This is a genomic window from Enterobacter sp. DNB-S2, assembly GCF_019443845.1.
In the GTDB taxonomy this organism is placed as follows: domain Bacteria; phylum Pseudomonadota; class Gammaproteobacteria; order Enterobacterales; family Enterobacteriaceae; genus Enterobacter; species Enterobacter asburiae_B.
In genome coordinates this window covers 702,601-721,064 of the sequence record NZ_CP050520.1, presented here as the reverse complement: position 1 = coordinate 721,064, position 18,464 = coordinate 702,601, and the positions used below count along the sequence as shown (strand labels likewise).

At 58.3% G+C, this 18,464-nt stretch carries 18 protein-coding genes and 1 other annotated feature; of the genes, 6 read left to right on the top strand and 12 right to left on the bottom strand.

Annotated features, from left to right (window positions below):
* The first annotated feature begins 9 nt into the window (after window positions 1–9).
* On the top strand, window positions 10–1,194 hold the full coding sequence (gene emrD / locus HB664_RS03515) for a multidrug efflux MFS transporter EmrD (RefSeq protein WP_029741426.1): 1,185 nt from the start codon (window positions 10–12) through the stop codon (window positions 1,192–1,194).
* On the opposite strand, the gene HB664_RS03510 is transcribed toward emrD, so the two are convergent.
* Together HB664_RS03510 and dsdC are read right to left on the bottom strand one after the other, a co-directional pair.
* Entirely contained in the window at window positions 1,097–2,185 is a 1,089-nt protein-coding gene (locus HB664_RS03510) for a cellulase family glycosylhydrolase (protein ID WP_126797239.1), read from the bottom strand. The genes emrD and HB664_RS03510 overlap by 98 nt on opposite strands.
* Before the next feature lie 84 nt (window positions 2,186–2,269).
* Window positions 2,270–3,196: a DNA-binding transcriptional regulator DsdC gene (gene dsdC / locus HB664_RS03505; RefSeq protein WP_219940361.1), complete on the bottom strand. Its 927-nt coding sequence runs from the start codon at window positions 3,194–3,196 to the stop codon at window positions 2,270–2,272.
* A gap of 204 nt (window positions 3,197–3,400) precedes the next feature.
* On the opposite strand from dsdC, the gene dsdX reads away from it, so the two are divergent.
* Window positions 3,401–4,738: a D-serine transporter DsdX gene (gene dsdX / locus HB664_RS03500; protein ID WP_219940360.1), complete on the top strand. Its 1,338-nt coding sequence runs from the start codon at window positions 3,401–3,403 to the stop codon at window positions 4,736–4,738.
* Between the two features lie 17 nt (window positions 4,739–4,755).
* Complete coding sequence (gene dsdA / locus HB664_RS03495) at window positions 4,756–6,042, top strand: D-serine ammonia-lyase (RefSeq protein WP_219940359.1); 1,287 nt, start codon at window positions 4,756–4,758, stop codon at window positions 6,040–6,042.
* Window positions 6,043–6,076: 34 nt separating this feature from the next.
* Here dsdA and HB664_RS03490 read toward each other — a convergent pair whose 3' ends face one another.
* From HB664_RS03490 to HB664_RS03475, 4 genes are all read right to left on the bottom strand, one after another.
* Window positions 6,077–6,424: a DUF202 domain-containing protein gene (locus HB664_RS03490; RefSeq protein WP_087822890.1), complete on the bottom strand. Its 348-nt coding sequence runs from the start codon at window positions 6,422–6,424 to the stop codon at window positions 6,077–6,079.
* Complete coding sequence (locus HB664_RS03485; RefSeq protein WP_039260367.1) at window positions 6,414–6,761, bottom strand: YidH family protein; 348 nt, start codon at window positions 6,759–6,761, stop codon at window positions 6,414–6,416. The genes HB664_RS03490 and HB664_RS03485 overlap by 11 nt, the downstream gene beginning before the upstream one ends.
* A 92-nt stretch (window positions 6,762–6,853) precedes the next feature.
* The gene (locus HB664_RS03480; RefSeq protein ID WP_033144346.1) at window positions 6,854–8,176 is read right to left on the bottom strand and encodes a 6-phospho-alpha-glucosidase; all 1,323 of its coding nucleotides are present in this window, start codon (window positions 8,174–8,176) and stop codon (window positions 6,854–6,856) included.
* A complete protein-coding gene (locus HB664_RS03475) occupies window positions 8,173–9,795 on the bottom strand; it encodes an alpha-glucoside-specific PTS transporter subunit IIBC (protein ID WP_033144347.1) in 1,623 nt (540 codons plus the stop codon). Before HB664_RS03475 ends, HB664_RS03480 begins: the two co-directional genes overlap by 4 nt.
* Window positions 9,796–10,016: 221 nt before the next feature.
* Between HB664_RS03475 and HB664_RS03470 the strand changes: the two genes are divergently transcribed.
* Window positions 10,017–10,763: a GntR family transcriptional regulator gene (locus HB664_RS03470; protein WP_033144348.1), complete on the top strand. Its 747-nt coding sequence runs from the start codon at window positions 10,017–10,019 to the stop codon at window positions 10,761–10,763.
* Here HB664_RS03470 and HB664_RS03465 read toward each other — a convergent pair.
* The 3 genes from HB664_RS03465 to ibpA form a co-directional block, all read right to left on the bottom strand.
* The gene (locus tag HB664_RS03465; RefSeq protein ID WP_143346316.1) at window positions 10,731–12,392 is read right to left on the bottom strand and encodes a putative transporter; all 1,662 of its coding nucleotides are present in this window, start codon (window positions 12,390–12,392) and stop codon (window positions 10,731–10,733) included. The genes HB664_RS03470 and HB664_RS03465 overlap by 33 nt on opposite strands.
* Before the next feature lie 172 nt (window positions 12,393–12,564).
* Entirely contained in the window at window positions 12,565–12,993 is a 429-nt protein-coding gene (ibpB, locus tag HB664_RS03460) for a small heat shock chaperone IbpB (protein ID WP_032662053.1), read from the bottom strand.
* Between the two features lie 136 nt (window positions 12,994–13,129).
* Complete coding sequence (gene ibpA / locus HB664_RS03455) at window positions 13,130–13,540, bottom strand: small heat shock chaperone IbpA (RefSeq protein WP_008500162.1); 411 nt, start codon at window positions 13,538–13,540, stop codon at window positions 13,130–13,132.
* Window positions 13,534–13,605: a sequence feature (ROSE (Repression Of Heat Shock gene Expression) occurs in the 5'-region of heat shock genes and acts as an RNA thermometer to modulate expression.), on the bottom strand. It overlaps the preceding gene by 7 nt.
* Before the next feature lie 248 nt (window positions 13,606–13,853).
* Between ibpA and HB664_RS03450 the strand changes: the two genes are divergently transcribed.
* Window positions 13,854–14,186 (top strand): YceK/YidQ family lipoprotein, encoded by a 333-nt coding sequence (locus tag HB664_RS03450; RefSeq protein ID WP_039260364.1) that lies wholly within the window; start codon window positions 13,854–13,856, stop codon window positions 14,184–14,186.
* Here the strand turns inward: HB664_RS03450 and HB664_RS03445 are convergent.
* From HB664_RS03445 to HB664_RS03435, 3 genes are all read right to left on the bottom strand, one after another.
* Entirely contained in the window at window positions 14,183–15,412 is a 1,230-nt protein-coding gene (locus HB664_RS03445; protein WP_219940358.1) for a DUF3748 domain-containing protein, read from the bottom strand. The genes HB664_RS03450 and HB664_RS03445 overlap by 4 nt on opposite strands.
* A gap of 50 nt (window positions 15,413–15,462) precedes the next feature.
* A complete protein-coding gene (gene yidA / locus HB664_RS03440; protein WP_094935443.1) occupies window positions 15,463–16,275 on the bottom strand; it encodes a sugar-phosphatase in 813 nt (270 codons plus the stop codon).
* A 115-nt stretch (window positions 16,276–16,390) separates the two neighbouring features.
* On the bottom strand, window positions 16,391–17,416 hold the full coding sequence (locus HB664_RS03435) for an NAD(P)-dependent alcohol dehydrogenase (RefSeq protein ID WP_058842023.1): 1,026 nt from the start codon (window positions 17,414–17,416) through the stop codon (window positions 16,391–16,393).
* A gap of 110 nt (window positions 17,417–17,526) precedes the next feature.
* Between HB664_RS03435 and HB664_RS03430 the strand changes: the two genes are divergently transcribed.
* On the top strand, window positions 17,527–18,462 hold the full coding sequence (locus HB664_RS03430; RefSeq protein WP_048976507.1) for a LysR family transcriptional regulator: 936 nt from the start codon (window positions 17,527–17,529) through the stop codon (window positions 18,460–18,462).
* Window positions 18,463–18,464: the final 2 nt, after the last annotated feature.

Here is an 18,464-nt window from a genome sequence, read left to right as displayed (position 1 = left end):
TTCAGCGACATGAAAAAACAAAGGAACGTTAACTTATTGTTGATGCTGGTGTTACTGGTGGCCGTCGGTCAGATGGCGCAAACCATCTACATTCCGGCGATTGCCGACATGGCAAAGGAATTGAACGTCCGCGAGGGCGCGGTGCAGAGCGTGATGGCAGCCTACCTGCTGACCTATGGCGTTTCGCAGCTCTTCTACGGCCCGCTGTCTGACCGCGTCGGGCGTCGCCCGGTGATCCTGGTGGGCATGAGCATTTTCATGGTGGCGACGGTGATTGCCATTACCACGCACAGCCTGACCGTACTGATTGCCGCCAGCGCCCTGCAGGGCGTCGGGACCGGCGTCGGTGGGGTGATGGCGCGAACCTTACCGCGCGATATGTATCAGGGCACCCAGCTCCGTCATGCCAACAGCTTGTTGAATATGGGGATTCTGGTCAGCCCGCTTCTCGCCCCGCTGATTGGCGGCCTGCTGGACACGATGTGGTCCTGGCGCGCCTGCTACGCCTTCCTGCTGGTGCTGTGCGTCATTGTCACCTTCAGCATGGCGCGCTGGATGCCGGAAACGCGCCCGCAGGACGCGCCGCGCACGAAGCTTATCACCAGCTATAAAACGCTGTTCGGCAACGGGTCGTTTACCTGCTACCTGCTGATGCTGATCGGCGGCCTGGCGGGCATTGCGGTGTTTGAAGCCTGTTCCGGCGTGCTGCTGGGCGCGGGTCTGGGCCTGAGCAGCATGGTCGTGAGTATTCTGTTTATTCTGCCGATCCCGGCGGCGTTCTTCGGCGCGTGGTTTGCCGGACGCCCAAATAAACGCTTCTCCACCCTGATGTGGCAGTCGGTGATCAGCTGTCTGCTGGCGGGTCTGATGATGTGGATACCGGGGCTGTTTGGCGTGATGACGGTCTGGACGCTGCTCATCCCGGCAGCGCTGTTCTTCTTCGGCGCGGGGATGCTGTTCCCGCTAGCGACCAGCGGCGCGATGGAGCCGTTCCCGTTTCTCGCAGGCACGGCTGGCGCGCTGGTAGGCGGTTTGCAGAATATCGGCTCCGGCGCGCTGGCCTGGCTCTCGGCGATGATGCCGCAGACCGGGCAGGCTAGTTTGGGCCTGCTGATGACGCTGATGGGGCTGCTGATTTTACTGTGCTGGCTGCCGCTGGCGTCGCGTGTTCCGCATCACGAGCAGCCGGTTTAACCGCATGATGGCCCGGCTTCTCGCCGGGCTTTTCACAAACGGGCGCAATCATCGCCTGCAACAACGGCTCCGGCGCGGGCCGCCAGGCCCCCTCTTCCCCGTCGTAAAACTGGAAATCCGCGTTCAGCGCATACGGGATTTTCGCCTTTTGCAGCTCGCAGGCCATAAAGGTGGAGAACGCCATTTGCGAAGCGGTTGGCGTAAGGTGGTTTGACTCTCCCACGCCCCAGCCCCCGACCCAGCTCACGTGCCCGGTTTTTTGCTGCCAGCGCAGCGCGGTAGTGATGCGATTATGGATAGCCGCTTTCTCCGCCGCCGTGCCGGACGTCCACGGGTATTTACCGCTATTTTTCAGCGGCCCCCACGGGAAAATATGCCACTCTGCCAGCAGGTAGTTTTGGCTGTGCGCGGGCAGCTTCAGGCTGGATAAATCCTCCGGCGCGGCGCGCAGGCGTGGCGCAATAAAGATCATGCGCTGCGGGTCCATGTCGTGGATAGCTTTAATGGTTTTTTCATACACGCGGTTTAGCGACGCGAGGTTGTGGTTAAGCTTGTCGGCGGGCTCATAAATGAGATCAAAACCCAGCAGCGGATAGCTCTGACCGAAATAGTGCGCCACGGCAATCCACCAGTTAATCGTCTCTTTCTCGTTATCGGCTTTCGGGTCGTTTTTATACTCATCAGCCTGATAGGCGATAATCGGGATCACGCCATACTGTTCGCAGGCTTCCACCAGCTTGCGCAGGTGAATTAGCCGCGCTTCCGTCGGCTCATCGGCGACGCGAATGCGCACGTGGGTAATGCCTTTTGCACGAAAATCGCGCACCACCAGCGGGTCGAATTCGCGTATGCCGCGCTCGGTGCGTGCCCAGTCCACATCCATCCCGACGCCCAGCTGCTGCGCATAACGGGCAGCCGTCAGCGGCGGCTCAGCGGCAATCGCCCAGCCGGAAGAGATCAGTAATGCACAGGCAATAAAAGGCTTTAACACGGTTTACCCTGGATAAATCGAAAGCATTACCTGTATTTAGCACGCTTTTTCACATTTCGTGTAGAGCGAAAGCGTAATAATTCTTCAACCTGCCAGTTCTCTCAGCCAGCCGATAAAGGCGTCTATTTTCGGCCACTGCCGGCCAGAAAGCGTCGAGATATAGTAGTGCTGATGGCATTTCAGGGTCTTTTCACCAAACGGGACGATAAGCTCGCCCCTTTCGAGCCGTTTCTGCACCAGCCGCTTTCTGCCCATCGCGACGCCGACGTGGTTGATGGCCGCAATAATCGCTAAATCGGAACGATCGAAACCAATACCCGACGATGGCGGCATATTCACCGCAAAATGTTGCGCCCAGCTCAGCCACTCATCCGTACCGGAATCGTTGCTCCAGGCCTGACGGTCGTGCAGCAGCGTGCAGTGGCTGAGGTTATCGGGGTTTTTCAGCAGCTCATGCTCGCGGGCATACTGCGGCGAGCAGACGGGCAAAATCTCCTCGTCCATCAGGAAGTGATGAGAGAGGTGGTTTGGCGGCGTATCGTCGAAATAGAGCGCCAGATCGACGCCCGTTCGCTGCATATTGACGTAATCATTGCCGGTCAGGATGGTGAGTGAAATCGACGGATAGCGGCGGGTAAAGTCCCCCAGCATGGGCACCAGCCAGCACTGAGCGATCGACGGCCGGGAGTAGACCGTCAGCGTGCCGGACAGCGCCTGGTTTTTGATGTCCAGGATCTCCTGATTCAGGGTGTCGAGGGACGACTTAAGCGTCCAGTAAACGCGCTTTCCCTCCTGCGTCAGCTCAACTTTACGGTGCGAGCGGACGAACAGCTGAATGCCCAGCTCCTCTTCCAGCAGGTTGATGCGGTGGCTCACCGCGCTTGGGCTGAGCGACAGCTCCTCCGCCGCCAGGGCGAAAGACTCATGCCGGGCGGCCACTTCAAAGGTGTACATTTTCGACAGCTGCCAGCCGTTTAACAGCCGGTTTCTGGCTTCATTCGCATCGGTCATCACAATTCTCACGCGGGGTTTCTGCGCTCAGCATACCGCCCAAGGGTGAATTTATGTGAACCTAATACGAATTAAGTGCGCTTTTTAGACCGCAGTCACTCAGTTGATCCAATCTGTCTCACCTGAACGCCAATTTATATCGTTTGTCAGCCCACGCCGTTTTTTCGTCCAATACCCACAGATGACATAAGGGTGAGGTGAGATATGGGATCTCAGGTCTGGGTTGTGGCAACGCTGCTGGTCAGCATTGTGTTAATTGTTTTAACCATCGTTAAGCTGAAGTTTCACCCGTTCCTCGCGCTGCTGCTGGCGAGCTTTTTCGTCGGCGCGATGATGGGGATGAGCCCGCTGGATATGGTGAACGCCATTGAGAGCGGAATTGGCGGTACGCTGGGCTTCCTGGCGGCGGTGATTGGTCTGGGCACCATTCTCGGCAAGATGATGGAAGTCTCCGGCGCGGCAGAGCGCATCGGGATCGCGTTGCAGCGCTGCCGCTGGCTGTCGGCGGACGTGATTATGGTGCTGGTGGGTCTTATCTGCGGGATCACGCTGTTCGTGGAAGTGGGTGTGGTACTGCTGATCCCGCTGGCGTTTTCCATCGCCAAAAAGACCAACACGTCGCTGCTCAAGCTGGCCATTCCGCTCTGTACCGCGCTGATGGCGGTGCACTGCGTGGTGCCGCCGCATCCGGCCGCGCTGTTTGTGACCAATAAATTAGGCGCGGACGTCGGAACGGTCATTGTCTACGGTTTGATGGTAGGCCTGATGGCCTCGCTGGTCGGCGGCCCGCTGTTCCTGAAACTGCTCGGCAACCGTCTGCCCTTTAAACCGGTTCCGGCGGAATTTTCAGACCTGAAGGTGCGGGAAGAGCACACCCTGCCGTCGCTGGGCGCCACGCTGTTCACGGTGCTGCTGCCGATTGCCCTGATGCTGGTGAAAACCATTGCCGAGCTGAATATGGCAAAAGAAGGCACGCTGTATACGCTGCTGGAGTTTATCGGCAACCCGATCACCGCGATGTTTATCGCCGTGTTTGTCGCCTACTACCTGCTGGGGATACGCCAGCATATGGGCATGGGCACGATGCTGACGCACACCGAGCACGGCTTCGGCTCTATCGCTAACATTTTGCTGATTATCGGCGCGGGCGGCGCGTTTAACGCCATCCTGAAAACCAGCGGGCTGGCGGACTCGCTGGCGCATATTCTCTCGAACCTGCACATGCACCCTATCCTGCTCGCCTGGCTGGTGGCGCTGGTGCTGCACGCCGCCGTAGGCTCCGCGACGGTGGCGATGATGGGTGCCACGGCGATCGTCGCGCCGATGCTGCCGCTCTATCCGGACGTGAGCCCGGAGATCATCACCATTGCCATCGGTTCCGGCACTATTGGCTGCACGATCGTGACCGATTCCCTCTTCTGGCTGGTGAAGCAATACTGCGGCGCGACCCTGAATGAGACCTTTAAATACTATACGACGGCGACGTTTATCGCCTCGGTGCTTGCACTTGGCGGCACATTCCTGCTTTCCTTCATTATCTGAGCGCGAAGAGACGTATTATGGAAAACGCAACTATCACCACATTAACCGCACAGTTTCCTCTGGTTGAGGATCTGATCGCCCTGAAAGAAACCACCTGGCTTAACCCGCGCACCACGACGCTTGCGGAAGGGTTGCCGTACGTCGGGCTGACCAAAGCCGACGTGGACGACGCGCACGCGCGCCTGAAACGCTTCGCGCCATATCTGGCGAAAGCCTTCCCGGAAACGGCGGCAACGGGCGGGATTATCGAATCCGAACTGATCGCCATTCCGGCGATGCAGGCGCGGCTGGAGAAAGAGTCCGGCAAGGCCATTCCCGGCAAGCTGCTGCTGAAAAAAGACAGCCATCTGCCGATTTCCGGCTCGATCAAAGCGCGCGGCGGCATCTATGAGGTGCTGACCCATGCGGAAAAACTGGCGCTGGAAGCCGGGTTGCTGAGCGTTGAAGACGACTACAGCATTCTGCTGGAGCCGCGCTTTAAGGACTTCTTCAGCCAGTACAGCATTGCGGTAGGCTCAACCGGCAACCTTGGGATGTCCATCGGCATTATGAGCGCCCGCATCGGCTTTAAGGTGACGGTGCATATGTCCGCCGACGCCCGCGAGTGGAAGAAAGCCAAACTGCGCAGCCACGGCGTCATCGTCGTGGAATATGAGCAGGATTACGGCGTGGCGGTGGAGCAGGGACGAAAAGCGGCGGAAAGCGATCCGAACTGTTTCTTCATTGACGATGAAAATTCCCGCACCTTGTTCCTGGGCTATGCCGTTGCAGGCGAGCGGCTGAAGGCGCAGTTTGCCGAACAGGGCCGCGTGGTGGATGCGGACCATCCTCTGTACGTCTACCTGCCGTGCGGCGTTGGCGGCGGCCCTGGCGGCGTGGCGTTTGGCCTGAAACTGGCCTTTGGCGATAACGTCCACTGCTTCTTCGCGGAGCCAACGCACTCCCCGTGCATGCTGCTCGGCGTCTACACCGGCCTGCACGATGAGATCGCGGTGCAGGATCTGGGCATTGATAACGTCACGGCGGCAGACGGTCTGGCGGTAGGACGCGCCTCCGGCTTCGTGGGCCGCGCGATGGAGCGCCTGCTCGACGGGTTCTACACCCTTTCCGACCAGAGCATGTACGACATGCTCGGCTGGCTGGCGCAGGAGGAAGGCATTCGCCTGGAACCGTCGGCGCTGGCGGGCATGGCCGGTCCGGTGCGCGTTCATTCGCATACCAACGTAACCCACCTGGTGTGGGCAACCGGCGGCGGAATGGTGCCGGAAGACGAGATGGCGAAGTATTTAGCAAAAGGCCGTTAATCGTAGGCCCGGTAAGGCGTAGCCGCCACCGGGCTTACAGGCTCAAAATTTGCTGAATATGGGTTACCGCAAACAGCAGCGACAGCGAGAGAACAGCGAGCGCGATCAGGAACTTATCCCGCACCGCTTTCGGCTGTACAAAATCGTTCTGCGCCACGTCCATCAGGTTACGGCTGCGGGTATAGCGCCATAAAATGATGGCCACCAGCGCCAGCACAACAATAGAAATCCAGAATGGCACCCCCGCGCGGTGCCAGTTGTGCTTAATCGCCAGGGCAATCAGCGCACCATACCCCAGCAGCGTACGCAGCCAGGCCAGCGACGTCCGCTCCGGCTGCAGGCCGGGGTCCGCTTCGCGCCGCGCTTTGCGGCTATCCGCCATAGAACACCAGCACCATCACCACGCCCGCCACCGTCAGCAGAATCGTGCTGACGATCAGCAGCCCGCGCGTATAGGGCAAATCCTGCTTCAGGCGCATCGCCTTCTCATTGCGCAGCCAGCGCAGGTAGCCGTAAATCGCCAGCACGCCCGCGCACAGGCACAGCAGCAGCGCCAGCACTTCGCGAATCAGCGGCGTGGCGAAATCTGGCGCGAGCTGGTCGAGGCCGACGCCGGCGGCAAGAAAGCCCAGCGCGGTACGGATCCACGCTAAAAAAGTGCGTTCATTAGCCAGAGAGAAGCGGTAGTCCGGCGCTTCGCCGAGGCGGGAAATTTTCATGAGGGTTCCTTGTCGTGCTCCAGGCAGGCTTCAGCATAGCGTAAATCGACAAGGACAAGGAGACCGGCATCGGGCGATGCCGGTCAGGACGATTAGTGCAGCGCTGGCCAGAAGTCCTTATTGGCCTCGATCAGGTCATCCAGAATCGCTTTCGCGACGGACGCGCTCGGCACAGTTTTCGACAGGGTGATCGCCTGCCAGAGTTTCTGGTACGAGCGCTGCTCCCAGGCATCCACCACCAGTTTTTCCACCGCCACCTGCTGGCTCATCAGCCCTTTCTGGAAGTGTGGAATATCGCCCACCGTAAGCGGCTCCGGCCCGTTATGGCCTACCAGGCACGGGATCTCCACCATCGCGTCGGCATCAAAGTTATGGATGGCCCCGTTGTTTGGCACAATCAGCAGCATCCGCTCCTGGGTGTTAAAGGCAATCGCCGTCGCCAGATCGACGATGTACGACGCATGTTCGTCGATTTCCAGCTCACCGGCAGCGGAGTGACCGGCTTCAATAATTGCCCGGCAGGCGCTGAACACGTGCTTCTCACGGTGATCCATGACCTCATTGGCGCGAGTGCGTTCCGGGTTGGAGTGCGCGACCACGTAGTCCGGGAACAGGTAATACTTCAGGTAGGTGTTTGGCATGGTATCCGGATCCAGCGCCTGTACGTCTCTGGCTTTGGCAAAAGTATCGTTCCAGCTCGCTTCGGTATGCGCATCTTCCGAAGGCGGCACATAGCCGTTTTTCGCCACGTATTCGCGCAGTTTCGGCATCAGATCGTTGCCGTTGAGATCTTCAATCGACGTCCACCAGCCGAAGTGGTTCAGGCCGTAGTAGCGCACGCGCATCTCTTTGCGGTTTTTCAGGCCGACAATCTGCGCCATGCGCCCTTCAATGCCGATCGGCATATCGCAGATGTTGAGGATTTTGGCGTTCGGACGCAGGCGACGCGTGGCTTCCGCGACAATCGCCGCCGGGTTGGAATAGTTCAGCATCCACGCGTTCGGGGAGTACTGCTGCATATAATCCACCAGCTCCAGCACGCCGCCGATAGAGCGCATGCCGTAGGAGATGCCGCCCGGTCCGCAGGTTTCCTGGCCCAGCACGCCGTGGCGCAGCGGGATTTTTTCATCTTTTTCACGCATCGGGTATTTGCCCACGCGGATATGCGCCATCACAAAATCCACATCGGTAAACGCCGCTTTAGGATCGGTGGTGTAGCTGAATTCAATCTCCGGCGCCTGCTCCCTGAGGATGATTTTGCACGCTTCGGCGATGGTCTCCTGACGTGCGCCGTCGTTGTCATAGAACTTCAGCGCGCGCAGCGGGAAACGGTCACGGTTGGCTAACAGCATCAGGACGATACCAGGCGTAAAGGTGCTGCCGCCGCCTGCAATAACAACTGAGAATTTTTTCATGATATAGCCTCTGTCAGGGTGGTTTGTTCATTTGTTAAGGGGGTTTTCATCAGCGATTCCAGCTGGTCGCGCACCTGAGGAACGTGCAGGCCGACAATCACCTGAATGCCGTTGCCGCGTCGCACCACGCCGTGGGCGCCGAGGGCTTTGAAGACGTCATCGCTTTGGGTTTTCGCCATATCCACCAGCGCAATGCGCAAGCGGGTGGCGCAGTTGTTGATGCTTTCGATGTTGGCCGCGCCGCCGAGAGCCTGCAGGAATCCGGCGGCCTGCCCTACCTGCTGGCTGGCCGCCGCCGGGGCGGTGGTTTGCCCGCGCGCCGCCTTATAGTCGGCCTTGCTGTAGAGTTTGATTTCGCTCTCTTCCCGGCCCGGCGTTTTCAGGTTCAGACGTTCGATCAGCGTTTTGAAGACCACGAAGTAAATCCCGGTGAAGCAGACGCCAATGCCGATCTGGGTGAATACCGTCGAGGCGTGGTTGTGGAACATTGGGATCCAGTTTTGCGGCAGGAACTGGTCCAGCAGGCCGCCGCCCATGTTCCCCACGACGCCAAAGGCGTACATCACCGTTGCCATGGTGGCCGCCAGCACGGCGTGCACGGCAAACAGCAGCGGCGAGATAAACAGGAAGGTGAACTCAAGCGGTTCAGTGATGCCCACCAGCACGGCGGTGAGCGTGGCCGGGACCAGCAGCCCCGCCACCTTGACGCGGTTTTCCGGCGACGCGGTATACCAGATCGCCAGCGCAATCCCGACCGAGCCAAACACTTTTGAGTTGCCGTGCAGCGCGAATCCGCCTTCCGGGAAGAGGGTTTTCAGCGGCAGGGTGCTCTGGCTGAATTCCTGCAGATGCTGTGCCCAGTAGACCTGAATGCCGCCTTCCACCGCTGCCGGGCCGAAGATGAACGGACCGTAGACGAAGTGGTGCAATCCGGTTGGGATCAGAATGCGTTCCAGGAAGGTATACACCCACACGCCCAGCGCACCGGCGGAGCGCAGGAACGCCTGCAGGGACTCAATGCCCATCTGCACTTTCGGCCAGCCCAGCAGCGTCAGCCAGGCGCAGGGGATCATGACGAAGAACGCGAGGATAACGACAAACGAGCTGCCCTGGAAAATCCCCAGAAACACCGGCAGCGGCTTGTCGAAGTAGCGGTTGTGGATGGCGGTGACGATGCCTGAGATCACAATGGCACCGATGATGCTGGTATCGAGCGTTTTGATACCGGCAATCATTGCCAGCCCGCTTCCGGCCGTCGGTTCGGCGGAGAAGTCGACGCCGAAGAAGTGGCCCCAGGTCATCCCCATCGCGTTGATGAAGTAGTTCCAGGTCAGGAAGCTAATCAGCACCGCAAGACAGGCGCGGCCCTGCGCCTGCTTCGCCAGGCCAATCGGCAGGCCGACGGCAAAAATCAGCGGCATATTGCGAAACACCGCCCAGCCGCCCTCTTCAATGATGTGAACGATCTGCGCGAAAAGATGATCGGGGGCCGTTAGCGCTTCGCCGACAAACAGCGGGTTGCGAAGCATGATGGCGATTCCCACCACGATCCCGGCGAACGGAAACAGCAACACCGGGGTAAACATGGCACCGCCAAAACGTTGTATTTGACTGAGCATTTTTAAATCCTCATGAAACAACCTGTAGGGGTAGAGGCCTTTATGGTTTTTTGCTGGCCTGAGGTGAGCATAAGAAGTTACTGATGCGCGAACATGGCGTGCCGCTGCGATTCGTGATCGCATTCATGGTTTTATTTTGACCAATCAGGTCTACTTTTTTCGGTAAATATGGACATGTCAGAACGCAATCCACGCCCTGATAACGGCAGAGAGGTCTACTGGTGATCTACAAATCTATTGCTGACAGATTGCGGCTGCGGCTGAATTCGTCGGACTACAACGTCGGCAGCCCGCTGCCCGGCGAAAAAGCGCTGGCGCAGGAGTTCGGCGTGGCGCGAATGACCATCCGCAAGGCGCTGGATCTGCTGGTGAGCTGGGGGCTGGTTGAGCGGCGGCACGGCAGCGGAACCTTTGTCTCACGCAAAGACGTTCACCACGAAACCACCAACCTGACCGGGCTGGTGGAGGTGCTGCGTCAGCAGGGAAAAGAGGTGCAGAGTAAGGTCTTACAGTTTGAAGTGATGCCCGCCCCGCCCGCCATCGCCAGCCAGCTGCGGATTCAGGTGGATGAGCGGATCTACTTTTCCCGACGGGTGCGCTACGTGGACGGGAAGCCGCTGATGCTGGAGGACAGCTTTATGCCGGTGAAGCTGTTCCGCAATCTGTCGCTGGCGCATCTTGAGGGGTCTAAGTTTGATTACATCGAGAAGGAGTGCGGGATCACCATCAGCGGCAACTACGAGAGCCTGACGCCGGTGCTGGCAGATAAAACGCTGGCCGGTTATATGAACCTGCCGGAACAGACACCGCTGCTGCGCATTACGTCTCTTTCCTACAGCGACAGCGGCGAGTTCCTCAATTATTCCGTGATGTTCCGAAATACCAGCGATTACCAGGTGGACTACCATCTGCGGCGCATCCACCCGGACGACCTGCTAGCTCATCCCCCAGAACAGCACCGCCAGTAGCTGCGGGGTGATGATGCGCAGGAACATCACCAGCGGATAGACGGTGGCATAGGAGAGCGCGGCCGCACCGCTGGTGGCGTGCAGGTTGTTGGCAAAAGCCAGCGCGGGCGGATCGGTCATGGAGCCCGCCAGCATCCCGCACAGCGTCAGGTAGTTCATTTTGGCGAACATACGCGCCAGTATTCCCACCGTCAGCAGCGGGATCGCCGTGATAAAGATGCCGTATCCAACCCAGCTCATCCCTTCGCCCTTGACCAGGGTATCGACAAAATCTCCGCCGGATTTCAGGCCGACCACCGCCAGGAACAGCACGATGCCCAGCTCGCGCAGCGCCAGGTTGGCGCTCGGCGGCATAAACCAGTAGAGCTTGCCGATACAGCCGATACGCCCGAGGATCAGCGCCATAATCAGCGGCCCGCCCGCCAGGCCCAGCTTGAGCGCCACCGGGAAGCCCGGCACGTACACAGGAATAGAACCGAGCAGCACGCCAAGCCCGATACCGATAAAAACCGGCAGCATCTGCACCTGCTGCAGCTTTTGCTGGGCGTTACCCACCATATCCGCCACGGCGTCGATGGACGACGGGCGCCCGACCAGGTTGAGGATATCCCCGAACTGCAGGCTGGCCTCCGGGCTGGCGACCAGTTCAACACCCGCACGGTTAAGGCGAGAGATCACCACGTCATAGCGCTCTTTTACCTGCAGATCGCGTATTTTCTTGCCAAGAACGTGTTCGTTAGTCACCACAACGCGTTCCACGCGCATATCGGTGCCGCGGGTTGAGAGCGAGGTATCCACTTCCTGGCCAATCACCAGCCGCGCGTTGTTTAAATCTCCGGGCTGGCCGACCAGGTGCAGCAGATCGCCCTGCCGAATGACGGTGCCGGGCGCGGGCACCATCAGCATATCGTCACGCTTGAGGCGGGAGCAGATGATATTGGCGCTGTTGAGGATCGGCACGTCCTGAATCGCCATATTGTTCAGGTTGGGGTTATCGACCCGAATGTTGATGGTTTTAATTGGCATATGGCCGTTGGTGAGCGTGGTTTCGTGGTCCTTCGCCTCTTTGTCAACGTTAATGCGAAACAGGACGCGTACCAGCCACATGGAAAGCAGAATGCCGCAAATCCCAAACGGGTAGGCCATGGCGTAGCTCATCCCCATCTGGTCGACGATGCCGGGTTCGATACCCAAATCGCGCAGGATTTGCTGCCCGGCGCCGAGCGCAGGCGTGTTGGTAACCGCCCCGGAGAAAATGCCCAGCACCACGGGAAGCGGGATATCGAAGATTTTGTGCAGAATTGCGGTGACCAGCCCGCCCATCACCACTATGCCGAGGGCAAACAGGTTGAGCCGTAATCCGGAGACCCGAAGTGAGGCGAAAAAGCCCGGTCCCACCTGAATACCGATGGTATAAACGAAGAGGATCAGGCCGAACTCCTGAGTGAAGTGGAGCATTTCGGCGCTGAGGAGCAGCCCGAGCTTGTCGGCGAAGTGCCCGACAAAAATGCCGCCAAACAGCACCCCGCCTATCCCAAACCCGACGCCACGGATTTTGATATTCCCTATCCACAGGCCAACAACAGCGACCAGGGCCAACACGCTTACGGTTAACGCGATATCACTCATGATCCACTTCCTGTGCATAACCTTAGTTATGCTAAGGATTCTCTCAGAGCCGGATGCGATTGTATGGGCGATGGCGCACAAAAAAGCCCTGCCGGGGCAGGGCTTCGTGCAGTCTATGAGTATTGTCGGGTGGCGGCTGCGCCTTACCCGACCTACAGGTTCGGCGGGCTTGTTAACTGTTTAACGCTGGCCGCTCGCTAATGGCGATACGCTGCGGCGCGATGGCTTCCGGCACGTTGCGTATCAGGTCGATATGCAGCAGACCGTTGGTAAACGTTGCGCCGGACACTTCCATATGGTCTGCCAGGGTAAAGCTCAGGCTGAACGGCTGATTAACCAGCCCCTGATGCAGCCATTTGGTCTCGGTCTCTTGTTTTTCCGGCGTGCCTTTCACGGTCAGGCGAGTGCCTTCAAGCTGGATGTCCAGATCGTCCTGGCGGAAACCAGCCAGCGCAAGGGTAATGCGATAGTGGTTATCGTCGCTCTTTTCGATGTTGTACGGCGGAAACGTCTGTTGCTCGGTGGTGCTTTGCAGGGCGTTAGCCAGTTTGTCAAAACCAATCCACTGACGCAGCAGAGGGGATAAATCATAGTTACGCATACTAAATCTCCTTCTGAGAAGCGAGTTCGGCACAGTCTAATTTTGTGCACAGTTGTTCCTGCAAATCCTGATGGATTCGCATATGCTCCCGTTACGGCAAGCAAGTCTGGGTGGGCCGCTTACGCGACCCGCGTAATTAGTTAATTTCGATACGACGCGGTTTTTTCTCTTCCGGAATCACACGTTCCAGTTCGATAAACAGCAGGCCGTTAACCAGGTTCGCGCCTTTAACATGAATGTTCTCGGCTAACTGGAACTTGCGTTCAAAGTTGCGCTCGGCGATGCCCTGATAAAGATAGGTACGTTCTTTCTGCTCGGCCGTATGGGAACCTTTCACCACCAGCAGGTTGTCCTGCGCGGTGATCTCCAGTTCGTTTTCTGCAAAACCGGCGACGGCAATAGCGATGCGGTAGTGATTTTCGTCAACCAGCTCAACATTGTATGGAGGGTAGCCGTTGCTCTGGCTTTGGTTATTTTCTAAATGGTTAAACAGGCGGTCAAAACCAATTGCAGAACGGTATAGCGGAGAAAGATCGAAGTTACGCATAAATAAAACTCCTGAAATCAGCGAGAAATTGTAGCCTTCCACCATGGACAGGCCTTTGCGCCCCCGAACACCCATCAGGCGAGTTCGTTATCGGGCCACATTCTTAAAATGGGTCTGCAATCGGGCTTTTCAAGAACGACAGCTGCACTTTTTTTTGCACTTTCCTGCATCTCGCTTAGACTGGGACAACAGCACAAAGGGTTAAATTGCGATGGCTGCCACAGTGCGGGGTTATCGGGCTATCCATTTTGGATAAGGCTCGCTATAACCCTGAGTTGCAGGTCTATGCAGTGCCATTAACGATGACTGAGTGATGATGAAAAATGTTCTGATAAAGCTGACGACGTTCAGCGGGGTAGTTTTACTTTGCGGGTGTTCGAGCGTGATGTCTCACACCGGCGGTAAAGAAGGAACATATCCGGGGACGCGCGCCAGCGCGGCGATGCTCTCCGATGACGATACAAACTGGGGCACCAAATCCCTGGTTATCCTCGATATGCCGTTTACGGCCGTGGCGGATACGCTTCTGCTGCCGTGGGATATGTTTCGTAAGGACAACTCCGTACGCTCGCGTGTAGAGAAAAGCGAGCAGGAAAATCTGGCGACAAACGCCGTCATCCCGCCCGCTGACATGCCTCCACGCTAGTACTGTGCGGTTTCCGTCACCCAAAGCTGACGGAAACCGGCTGTCTCCTCCATCCACGCAATAACGCGCCCGTCAGGGGAAAACACGACCGCATCAGCAGACGGCGGGTTGCCGTGATCGGACGTCAAAAACGTCACCTCTCCGGTCCGTGCGTCGCAGCAGGCGATCCGATTTTCGAGCACAAACCCCAGACTGCCGCCCGCAGGATGCCAGTTAAATGCTGACTGAATATCGCTCCCGGTACGCGTCAACTGGCGCGGCTCGCCGCCCGCAGGAGAGATCAGCCACAGCTGCACAATGCCGTTATCATCCCGCATCAGAAACGCAATCTGCGTCCCCTGCGGGTTGCTGCGAACCCAGTGACGCGGCACGCTCACCAGGCCCGGGTACGCCCTCTGATGCGTAAAGGTCAAACGACGCTGGTTCACACCCGCAGGCGGCGCAGGCAGGGTCTCCGTCGTGCCCTGTAGCGGCGCATCGCCCGCACGCTTCCAGCCCTGCTCGTCTTCCGGCAGGTCGACGATAAACAGTTCGGGTACTTTTTCGCCCTGCGCGGAGAGGGTATCGCCGATAAACGCCAGCCTGTCGTTGCCCACCCAGCCCTCTTCGTAAGCGCGGTTGATTTCATCGCTGCCCGGCCGTGGGTTGGGCGTGGTGCGGCTAACCAGCACGCTCCAGAAGGTTCCCGAATATTCACGGGGGTGGTTCCCCTGCGGGTTCACCGGGCCATAAGGCGCAGCCACGCCGACGTTGCGTAAATCGAGTTTAGGATCGCGCTCGTGCAGGACATGGTCGTTATAGGTAAAGCTGACGAGCTGCCCGTTCGGGCTGAAGACATGGACGTGGCTACCGCCGCGCAGCGCGCCTGCGGTGTAAGGCGCGGTGATATCCATCGCGTCCAGGTTGCTCACCTGACCGTTTTGCGCAATCACTCCCTGGCGATGATGAAAATCGTAGCGCCAGTCGGCATCCGGGTTTTTCGGGCCGTGGATAAAGACATATTTCTCTTCTGCAGGATGAACGGTCACCACGCCGACATGCGCGCCGTCAGTCGCGCGATAAACCACCTCTACCTCACCCGTCGCGACATTGACCCGCTCGATGGTTTCACCGGTGAACGACGCACCGGACGGGCGCACGTCGTAGACCAGCCACTGGCTGTCCGGCGTCCAGGTATTGATGTTGGTCAGCTGGTGGTTGCGGGAAGCGAAGGTGATTTGTTTCATGAGGATACCCTGATGCGCAGTTATCGCATCAGGGTATCGCAAGCGGGTTTTTAGTTCAGCACAAACTTCTCGATGGCATAAGCCACGCCGTCTTCGAGGTTGGATTTAGTCACGAAGTTGGCCACCTCTTTCACCGACGGGATCGCGTTATCCATCGCCACGCCCATGCCCGCGAACTCAATCATCGCGATGTCATTTTCCTGGTCGCCCAGCGCCATGATCTCGTCCTGTTTAATGCCCAGCGCATCGGCCAGCGATTTGACACCGGTGCCTTTATTGACGCGTTTATCGAGGATTTCGAGGAAGTACGGCGCACTTTTCAGCACGGTGTACTTCTCTTTTACCTCCGCCGGTATGCGCGCAATCGCTTTATCCAGGATCTCCGGCTCGTCGATCATCATCACTTTCAGGAACTGCGTCGCCGGGTCCATTTTCTCCGCTTCACAGAACACCAGCGGAATGGTCGCAACGTAGGATTCATGTACCGTGTAGTAGCTGATATCGCGGTTGGCGGTATAGAGCGTATTGCGATCGAGCGCGTGGAAGTGGGAACCCACTTCACGGGACAGTTTTTCCAGGAACAGATAGTCTTCGTAGCTCAGCGCGGTTTGCGCAACCGTACTGCCATCTGCGGCTTTCTGCACCAGTGCGCCGTTATAGGTGATGCAGTAGTCGCCCGGCTGATTCATGTGCAGCTCTTTCAGATAGCTATGTACGCCAGCATACGGGCGCCCCGTGGTCAGGACCACATTCACGCCCTTTGCGCGCGCCGCGGCGATCGCGTTTTTAACGGCTGGAGAGATGGTGTGGTCTGGCAGCAGCAGCGTGCCGTCCATGTCGATTGCAATGAGTTTGATAGCCATGAGTTCCCCGGAATAAATGAGTGCTGCCTCATGCTAACGCGATTAAGCACACAAAAATAGAGCTATATTGCGCAACAGGAATGCCCCTTTTACGCTTATTCCGGGGAACGAAGGCTTACTCGCGGGTGAGCACAATTTTACCGAACGCGCCGCGATCCAGATGTTCAAACGCCTGTTCAAGCTCGTTAAAACGGTAGCGATGCTCAATCACCGGCTTCAGCCCCGTGACGTCAACAGCGCGGACAAAATCTTCCAGCGCCCGGCGGTGCCCCACGCCAATCCCCTGAATGACGGGGGATTTCAGCAGCAGTTCGCCAGCAGAGAGGGTAATCTCCGTCCCGGCGAGCACGCCAATGACGGAGATACGTCCGTGAACGGCAACGGCGCGCAGGGAATGCTTCAGGTTCTCTCCACCGACGGTTTCGATAATATGGTCGATACCGCGATCCTGCGTGAGCGCCAGCGTATTTTCAGCCCAGTCGCCTTTCAGCCGGTTGATGCCGTGGCTGGCCCCCAGCGTTTTGGCCAGCGCCAGTTTCTCATCGCTCCCCGAGGTGACAAACACCTCCGCGCCGTGCGCTTTTGCAATCTGAAGGGCGAATATCGCCACGCCGCCCGTGCCCTGCACCAGCACCGATTGCCCGGCGCGGAGCTGGCCGCGCTCCACTAGCGCAAACCAGGCGGTAAGCCCTGCGCAAGGTAAGGTGCTGGCCTCGGCGTCATCCAGGGTCTCCGGAGAGGCCACCAGCGCGTCTTCCTTCACAATCACATACTCGGACAGCATGCCCTGGAAGTATCCGCCGGACGTTTTATAGGGCAGATTGCGCGCGTCCGCCTGCGGCTTACCGTCGATCCACTCCGGGAAGAAGGTTGAGATGACGCGCGCGCCGGGCTGGAAGCGCGTAACGCCTTCACCAATGCTGTCCACCACGCCCGCCATGTCAGACGCCGGGGTAAACGGGAAGGAAAGCGGGATCGGCATTGTGCCTTCAACAACCATTTTATCGCGATAGTTAAGCGCAACGGCATTTACCCTTACGCGCACTTCACCCGGGCCCGGCTGTGGAACGGGCGCCTGAGTCAGCTTGAGGTTCTCGCGCCCGAGGGCATCCATGGACCAGCGTTGCATTGTCTCTGTCATTTTATTTCTCCAGCCATCAGATGAGCTTTAGTCCTGACAGTCTACCGTTGACTAAAGGTCGCCAGTGGCGATAAGTTTTCTCTTTATTGACGCCAGAATAGATACAATCCATGACCGATACGCTGAAGGATATTCCTGTTTTCGTGGCCGCCGTTGAGGCGGGAAGTTTCGCGCAGGCCGCGATTCGCCTGCATTTGTCACGTTCGGCGGTCGGAAAAAGCATCGCTCGCCTCGAACAGCGGCTGGGGGTACGTCTTTTTCAGCGCACCACCCGCAGCCAGAGTCTGACCGATAACGGCGCCCTTTTTTATGAACGCTGCCTGCGCGCGCTGGAGGAGATTCGGGGTGCGGAATCGCTGCTTGAAACGGGGAAACAGCAGGTCAGTGGTCGCCTGCGCGTTGCCATGCCGGTGCTGTTTGGTCGCCAGTGCGTCGCCCCCTTGCTGATAGCGCTGGCGCAGGAACACCCCGGGCTTGAGCTGGAAATGTCATTCAGCGACCGCGTGGTGGATCTGGTCGAGGAAGGGTTTGATATGGCGGTGCGTAACGGCACGCTTCAGGACAGCAGCGTGCTGGTCGCCAGAAAGCTGGGAGAACACCGCATGGTGCTGTGCGCCGCGCCGGAGTATCTGCTGAAGAAAGGCCAGCCACAAAGCGTTAATGATTTATCCCAGCATACGGCCATCAACTATTTGAGCGCAGGCAGAGTGTTGTCCTGGCAGCTGATGGATAACGAAGGAACGTCGCACACCTTTACACCCCGATCGTCGCTCAATATGGATGATTTGCAGGCGATCTGCGACGCTGCGCTGGCCGGACACGGCATTGCATGGCTGCCCTGCTGGATGGTCGTCAAAGATATTCACCAGGGTAAACTCGTCCCGCTCCTGAAGCAGGCACCGGATGTGCATTTCAACGTTCATGCGGTGTGGCAGCAGACGCCGCATCTGCCGCTGAGGGTAAGAATAGCGATAGATACGCTGGCGAGCCGTTTACCGGCAGCGATGTCACTGGACCTTCCAGCGCCCATAAAAAAGCCGCGCTAAAA